The sequence below is a fragment of the uncultured Faecalibacterium sp. genome, from assembly GCF_900066275.1.
Lineage (GTDB): Bacteria > Bacillota > Clostridia > Oscillospirales > Ruminococcaceae > Faecalibacterium > Faecalibacterium taiwanense.
This window is the reverse complement of record NZ_FMFG01000019.1, coordinates 15,099-23,186: the sequence shown is the minus strand read 5'-3', so window position 1 is coordinate 23,186 and position 8,088 is coordinate 15,099. Positions and strand designations below refer to the sequence as shown.

Sequence of the window (8,088 nt, the reverse complement as noted above, 5' to 3'; positions counted from 1 at the left end):
CACCCGGTGCTGCTGGCCGAAAGCTGCGCCAGCCTTGCAGACCAGATCCTGAACGGACAGGCATGACCGGAAGGCCCTGTGCCGGAAACTAAGTGAATGGTGAGAGATATGAGAAATACACGACCGGAAAAGCAATCGCTTACTCCTATGCAGAAGCAGGCTGTGCTGGTGTGCAGTGTGTGCGCGCTGGCAGCCATTCTGACCATTGCCATTACCATGACGCTGCTCAAGCGCGGCAAGACCCCTGCAGCCCCGGGGGAACAGCCCTCCAGCGAGGTGCTGGTGCCGGGCGAAGAGGATATCTCGGATCACTACCAGATCAGCGAGACCTCTGCCGCCCTGCTGCCGGAGACCGCCGACGCGGGCGAGAGCTACCAGAAGGAAACGCTGTTCCTCGGCGATTCCAACACGGTGCGCCTGTACGCCAACGGCCTGATCAGCCTGCAGCAGTTCTGCGCCAAGGAGGGCATTGGCACCCATGCCGCCCTGAACGAGGGCATCGTTACCTTTAAAAAGGACAGCAACACCTACACCATCGCGCAGGCCGTGGCCAAAATGAAGCCCCGCCGCGTGGTCATCATGCTGGGCACCAACGATACCGGCATGAGCGTGGACGAGTTCATCAAGAACTACACCGCGCTGGTGCAGGCCATTCAGGAAAGCTACCCCTACACCGACATCATCGTGAACACGGTGCCGCCGGTGCCTGCAAACCACGCAAACTACCCCCACATGGACCAGACCAAGATCGACGACTTCAACATGGCCCTGCTGTCCATGTGTGAGCAGATGGGCCTGAAGTTCCTCAACAGCGCCGAAGCGCTGAAGGATGCCAACGGCTATGGCCGCGAGGATTACTACCAGACCGGCGATATCCACCTGAAGCCCGTGGGCCTGAAGGCCATGCTGAGCTATCTGCGCACCCACGCTTACCAGACCGACGACCGTCGGCCCGACACCGCCAACATCCCCACCCGCGCCGAGTATACCCCGAACCCCAGCTCTGCGGTGACAGCACCCAGCAGCTCGGAGGCTGCAGGCTCTTCCGAAGAGCAGGGTGTGCTGTATCAGGCCAGCTACCGGGTGGACAAGACCGGCGGCACCCTTTCCAGCGGCAGCGACAGCGGCAAGACATCCCTCTCCTATGAAGTGACCAACGCCGCCCAGTCCATCAGCGTGACGGCTGTGCCGCAGGACGGCTATGTGTTCGTCAAGTGGAGCGACGGCGTGACCCAGAAGACCCGCACCGATACGAACTTCAAGCAGAACGTGGACGTGACCGCCGTGTTTGCAGCGGCTTCCGTGCATATCAGCAGCACCGGCAAGGCCGTGCTGGGCGATTCCTACACCTTTACCGCAAAGCTGGGCGGCAAGCACCTCACTGCCGACAGCATCCGCTGGTACGCCAACGGTGCGGAAGTGCCGCAGGCGGCGGGCAAGACCACCGTCAAGGTGCAGATCGACCCCTCCATGCTCAATGCGACCTTTAAGGTGTATGCAGTGGCAAGCTACAACGGCTGCACCGTTACCAGCAACGTCCTGAATGTGACGGTCAGCGGCGTAAGCTCCGGCAGCTCGTCTCACAGCTCCGGCAGCTCTGGAAGCACGTCGGGCAGCAGTTCTTCCGGCAGCACCAGCTCTTCCGGTGCATCGTCCGGCACCACCTCCGGGGCATCCTCCGGGGCTACATCCACCTCCGGCAGCTCGTCTCACAGCTCTTCCGACAGCTCGTCTCACAGCTCTTCCAGCAGTGAGAGCACGGCTTCCCCGGCAGGCTCGGCTTCTGCTTCCAACGGAACAGCCAGCTCTTCCCACAGCACCAGCTCGTCCCACGCGGACTCTGGTGAGAGCAGCTCGGCTTCCCATAGCAGCTCCAGCAGCGAGAGCAGCTCTGCAAGCTCTGGCAGCTCCCATGCGGCTTCGGAATCCAATGCCAGCAAGGAAGCCGCCAACGAGCAGTCCGCATCCACGGACTCCGCGTCCTGAGGCTGTCACCCCGGCCTGCCGTGCCGCATAGGCTGGCAGGAAGGGAGGCGTTTGCATGTACTACGAGGAACCCCGCATCCCGGCGCTGCCCGGGGAAGAGAACGTGACCGACGGCAGCGTGGACGATTACGGCACCGACTGGGAGAACGTGGACAACGGCGCGCTGGAAGAGGAAATGGCAAAGTGTGCTGCCACCCCCTGTGATGTCAAAACCACCTGCCCGGACAACGACCCGGAGCAGACGGACGTACCACCGTACGAAATTGTAACAGAATGATGTGAAGCCAGCTCTGTTTACGGCAGGGCTGGCTTCTGCCTGTTGTTGAGCGCATGGCAGCTGAGGCCATGGCAGAAGGAAAAGAGGGAAGGTTTATGGCAAAATATTATTGCGTGCTGTTCGATGCAGACAACACCCTGCTGAACTTTGACGCAGCCGAAAGCAAGGCACTGGCCGAAACGCTGGTGAACTACGGCATTGAGCCGGACGCAGAAACGGTGCAGACCTACCGCACCATCAACTCGGAGCTGTGGCGGCAGCTGGAAAAAGGCCAGATCAAGCGGGAAAAGCTCATGGCGGAGCGGTTCACCCGCTTCCTCAAGGCCATTGATGCCGCCGGTGATGGAGCCGAGATGAACCGCTTCTATCTGGAACAGCTCTCCACCCACCCGGACCTGATGGGGCCGGAAGTGCTGGATGTGCTGCGGGAGCTTTCCGAGGTGGCAACGCTGGCCGTTGTGACCAACGGCTTCCAGAAGGTGCAGATCCGCCGTCTGGCCGAGAGCGGTGTGCTGAACTTTATGGAGGACGTGTTCGTCTCCGAGAAGATGGACAGCGAAAAGCCGAACCGCAGAATTTTTGATGCGGCCCTGCGCGCCCTTGGCGTGGAGAACCGCGAGCATGTGCTGGTGGTGGGCGACGGCCTGAGCAGCGACATTCAGGGCGGCGTGAATGCGGGCCTTGACACCTGCTGGTATAACCCCAGCCACGCCGAGAACCCCGGCAAGGTGGTGCCCACCTACGAGATCGCAGACCTGAAAGAGCTGTACCCGCTGGTGATGGAGCAGGAAGAGCTGGCCAATGTGGGCCTGAAGAACCGCCGCCACCAGTGCTGAGCCAATAAGCGGATGGAGAACGGGATCATAAAACTATGCTGATACATTTGGAAAAACTAGGCAAGAGCTTTGGCGAGAAGATCGTGCTGCACGATGTGACCGCCAGTGTCGAGCGGGAGGACCGCATCGGCATCGTGGGCCAGAACGGCGCGGGCAAGACCACCCTGCTCAAGATTTTGACCGGCGAGTACCAGGACTACGAAGGTGAGTTCAGCGTGACCCACGGCGTGACGCTGGGCTATCTGGAACAGAACGCAAAGCTGGATGCCACGCTGGATCTCTACGGCGAGATGCGCTCCACCTTTGCCCCTGTGCTGGATGCCATGGCCCAGATGCAGGTGCTGGAACGCAAAATGGCCGCGCAGCCGGACGACACGGAGCTGCTGGCCCGGCACGACCAGCTGCAGAACATCGTGGATGCCGCCGACGGCTACAACATGGATGTGAACATCAAAAAGGTGCTGTCCGGCATGGGCTTTGCGCAGGATACATGGCAGAAGAACATTGCGGTGCTCTCCGGCGGCGAGCTGACGCGGCTGCGGCTGGCAAAGCTGCTGCTGGAAAAGCCGGACGTGCTCATTCTGGACGAGCCCACCAACCACCTGGACTTTGCCACCATGGAATGGCTGGAAAACTACCTCAAAAGCTATTCCGGTGCGGTGCTGGTGGTCAGCCACGACCGCTACTTCCTCGATAACGTGTGTACGAAGATCTGGGAGGTCTCCTTCCAGACCATGACCACCTACAAGGGCAACTTCTCGGCCTACCTGCCCCAGAAGGAAGCCGCCGATGCCCTGCGCCAGAAGCAGCACGATGCAGATGTGGCACTGGCCGAAAAGCTGCAGGACTATGTGGACCGCAACCTTGTGCGCGCCTCCACCACCAAAATGGCCCAGAGCCGCCGCAAGCAGCTGGAAAAGCTGGAGATCACCGAAGCGCCCAAGGACGAGACCAACCAGCTCAAGTTCCGGTTTGAATATGACGTAGAACCGTGGAACGAGCTGGTGCTGCTCAAGAACCTGACCATCAAAATAGGGGAGCGCACCCTGCTGGAACCCTTTACCTACACGGTGTGCCGCGGCCAGCGGCTGGTGATCGCAGGCCCCAACGGCGCGGGCAAGTCCACCCTGATGCAGGTGCTGGACGGCAAGCGCCGCCCCTCCGGCGGCATGGTGCGGCTGGGCACCGGCGCACGGCCCAGCATCTTTGCCCAGCAGCAGAACCGTCTGGGGCAGGGCCGGGTCATCGATGTGATCTGGAACAAGTACCCCCGCATGACCGAGCTGGAGGTGCGCAGCCATCTGGCAAAGCTGGGCTTCCGGGGCGAGACGGTGTTCAAGCCCTGCGAGGCGCTTTCCGGCGGCGAGCTGGCCCGCCTGCGCTTTGCGGAGATCGTGCTGGAACGGCCCAACCTGCTGTTTCTGGACGAGCCCACCAACCATCTGGACATCTACACCCGCGAAAACCTTACCGAGGCCCTCATGGCCTACACCGGCACGCTGCTGCTGGTCACCCATGACCGCCACCTGATGAACAGTCTGGCCTGCCCCATCCTCTACCTTGAGGACGGCAAGGCCACCCTCTACCCCAGCTACGATGCCCTGATGGGCCGCAACGCCCCGGCACCTGCCGTGCAGAAGGCCGCCGAACCGGCCAAGACCGGCTACGGCAGGGAGCAGCGCCGCCGCCGCGCCGAGCTGCGGGCCAAGATCAAGGCCTGCGAGGACGAGATGGAGGCCTGCGGTGCACGCGAAGTGGAGCTGGACAACGAGATCAACTCGCCGGAGGTGTACAACGACCCCGACCTGCTGCGCCAGAAGAGCGACGAGCTGAGCGACCTGCGCTTCCATCAGGAAGAGCTGTTTGCCGCGTGGGAAGCTGCTATGGAAGAGCAGGAAAGCTACGAGCAGAGCCAGCAGACCGAAGAGTAAAGGAGGGTGCAGCATGCCCAAAAACAGACGCAGTTACGAAAAAACGCGCCGAATCGCCCTTTCTGGCCTGCTGTTTGCGCTGGCCATGGCACTTTCGTTCATTGAGGGCACGCTCACCATCCCGGGCCTTTTGCCGGGCATGAAGCTGGGCCTTGCCAACATCGTGGTGATGTACGCGCTGTTTTTCATGGGGCCAAGGCAGGCGCTGGTGCTGGACGTGCTCAAGGCACTGTTCGTGTTTCTGGTGTCCGGCTTCACGGCGGGCCTTCTCTCGCTGTGCGGCGGCCTTTTGTCCCTGCTGGTGATGTGGGTGCTGTACTATCTGCTGCCGGTGCGGCCCACCTGGTTCATCCTGTCCGTATGCGGCGCGCTGGCCCACAACATCGGCCAGCTGCTGGGCGCAGGCGTGATCATCTCGTCCTCACTCTCGTTCTACTATGCGCCGGTCATGCTGGTGTTGGGCCTTGTGATGGGCGCACTGACCTCCATCACCCTCAAGGCCCTGCTGCCGGCTCTTGGCAAAATGGGCTTCTCCACGCAGGAAAAGCGGGGGAAATAACCAACCGTCCATGCATCACAGTTGCATTTTGGCCGGAAATCAGTATAATAAGGAAACAACCTGCTATTTTAAAGATAAAATCTCTTGCATACAGCGCTGCCGCCGTGGGAAAGTGCGCGGCAGCCGGGAGGTGTTTGCACTATGAGTGAAAAAGTTACCATCAAGGTGGAGCGCAAAAAGCTGCATCTGCCCACCATCGCTCTGCGCGGGCTGGTGGTGTTCCCCAACAATCTCGTCCACTTTGAGGTGGGCCGCGAAAAGAGCATTGCCGCCGTGGAGTGGGCAATGGCAAATAATTCCAACGTGTTTCTGGTGGCACAGAAGTCCATGGACACCACCGAGCCGCAGCAGGCAGACCTGTTCAGCTACGGCGTGGTGGCCGAGGTCAAGCAGGTGCTGCGCGTCTCCGGGGACCTTGTAAAGGTCCTGGTGGAGGGCAAGTACCGCGCAAAGCTCAGTGCACTGGATGCCAGCGGCGATTTTCTGCTTTCGGAGGTGCGCCCGGCCCCGGTGCGCGCAGGCAAGGCCGACGATGCCGTGGAGACCGAAGCACTGCTGCGCGCCCTCAAGGCCGGGTTTGACGAGTACCTTGGCATGAACCCGCGCCTTGGCAAGGACGTGGTGTTTGCCATCGTTTCCAGCGACGACCCCGCCTTCCTCAGCGAGTACATGCCTGCAAACCTGCTGTTCCGCTACGAGGACAAGCAGGCTGTGATGGACGAGGGCACCCTGAACGGACGGCTGAAAAAGCTCATCGAGATGCTGCGCCGTGAGTGTCAGGTGATGAAAATTGAAAAGGAGATCGCGGAAAAGGTCAACGAGTCCATGGACAAGAACCAGCGCGATTACTACCTGCACGAACAGCTGCACATCATCAGCGACGAGCTGGGCGAGGGCGACGACACCCACGCCGAGGCCGACGAGTACCGCCGCAGGATCACCGAACTGCACCTTGCCGAGGACAGCGAGAAGAAGCTGCTCAAGGAAGTGGACCGCCTTGCCAAGATGCAGGGCTCCAATCAGGAGGCAACGGTCATCCGCACCTATCTGGACACCTGCCTTGACCTGCCGTGGAACACCTTTACGGTGGACGACCTTGATATCAGCCGCGCACAGCAGATTTTGGACCGCGACCACTACGGCCTGAAAAAGGTGAAGGACCGCATTCTGGAAACGCTGGCCGTGCGCAAGCTGGCACCGGACGTGAAGGCACAGATCATCTGCCTTGTAGGCCCTCCGGGCGTGGGCAAGACCAGTATTGCACGCTCCATCGCCGAAAGTCTGGGCCGCAAGTATGTGCGCATCAGCCTTGGCGGCGTGCGGGATGAAGCCGAGATCCGCGGCCACCGCCGCACCTACATCGGCGCGATGCCCGGCAAGATCATCACTGCCATGATCTCTGCCAAGAGCGCGAACCCCCTCATGCTGCTGGACGAGATCGACAAGCTGGCAGGCGACTTCCGGGGCGACCCGGCCGCAGCCCTGCTGGAAGCGCTGGACCCGGAGCAGAACAGCACCTTCAACGATCATTTCATCGATATCCCGTTCGATTTGAGCCATGTGCTCTTTATCACCACCGCCAACGATCTGGGCAGCATCCCCGGCCCCCTGCGTGACCGCATGGACGTGATCGAGCTGCCCAGCTACACCCGCGTGGAAAAATACAACATTGCCCGCAAGCACCTGCTGCCCAAGCAGCTCAAGGCCTGCGGCCTGACCGGCAAGGTCACGCTGAGCCAGAGCGCGCTGTACGGCATCATTGACGGCTACACCCGCGAGGCCGGTGTGCGCAATCTGGAACGCACCATCACCAGCGTGCTGCGCAAGTGCGCCCGCAAGATCGCCGCAGGCGAGGTGGAAAGCATCTCCGTTACCGGCACCATGCTGGAACAGCTGCTTGGCCCCCGCTTTGTCAAGCCCGACTTCCTCAACCGCACCAACGCGGTGGGCATCGCCAACGGTCTGGCATGGACCAGCGTGGGCGGCGAGACCCTGCCCATCGAGGTGCAGGTGATGGACAACGGCAGCGGCAAGATCACCGTCACCGGTTCGCTGGGCGACGTGATGAAGGAGAGCGCTCAGCTGGCCGTTACGTGGGTGCGCGTGCACGCCGCCGAGTACGGCATCGACCCGGAAAAGCTCAAGAAGTGCGACCTGCACATCCACGCCCCGGAGGGCGCAGTGCCCAAGGACGGCCCTTCTGCCGGTGTCACCCTGACCACGGCGCTGGTGTCCTGCCTGTCCGGCATCCCGGTGCGCGGTGATGTGGCCATGACCGGCGAGATCACCCTGCACGGCAACGTGCTGCCCATCGGCGGCCTGCGGGAAAAGAGCATGGCGGCCTACCGCGAGGGCATGAAAACGGTGCTCATCCCCAAGGACAACGAACCCGACCTGTACGAGGTGGACGACGAGGTGAAGAAGAACCTCACCTTCCTGCCCATGCAGAGCCTGACACAGGTGCTGAACGCGGCCCTGCTCAAGCCCCAGAACGCAAAG

At 61.5% G+C, this 8,088-nt stretch carries 6 protein-coding genes; all 6 read left to right on the top strand.

From position 1 onward, the window contains the following. Positions 1-108: 108 nt before the first annotated feature. Positions 109-1,986 (top strand): SGNH/GDSL hydrolase family protein, encoded by a 1,878-nt coding sequence (locus QZL71_RS07970; protein WP_294648433.1) that lies wholly within the window; start codon positions 109-111, stop codon positions 1,984-1,986. A gap of 55 nt (positions 1,987-2,041) precedes the next feature. Next, on the top strand, positions 2,042-2,263 hold the full coding sequence (locus QZL71_RS07965; protein WP_118527866.1) for a hypothetical protein: 222 nt from the start codon (positions 2,042-2,044) through the stop codon (positions 2,261-2,263). A gap of 95 nt (positions 2,264-2,358) precedes the next feature. Then, entirely contained in the window at positions 2,359-3,099 is a 741-nt protein-coding gene (locus QZL71_RS07960; RefSeq protein WP_044953456.1) for a YjjG family noncanonical pyrimidine nucleotidase, read from the top strand. Between the two features lie 35 nt (positions 3,100-3,134). Continuing rightward, positions 3,135-5,030 (top strand): ABC-F family ATP-binding cassette domain-containing protein, encoded by a 1,896-nt coding sequence (locus tag QZL71_RS07955; RefSeq protein ID WP_005940348.1) that lies wholly within the window; start codon positions 3,135-3,137, stop codon positions 5,028-5,030. Positions 5,031-5,043: 13 nt separating this feature from the next. Continuing rightward, a complete protein-coding gene (locus tag QZL71_RS07950) occupies positions 5,044-5,589 on the top strand; it encodes a Gx transporter family protein (protein WP_294648432.1) in 546 nt (181 codons plus the stop codon). 141 nt (positions 5,590-5,730) lie between these two features. Then, positions 5,731-8,088: endopeptidase La (gene lon / locus QZL71_RS07945; RefSeq protein ID WP_294648431.1), on the top strand; the 2,358-nt coding region annotated here is incomplete at its 3' end.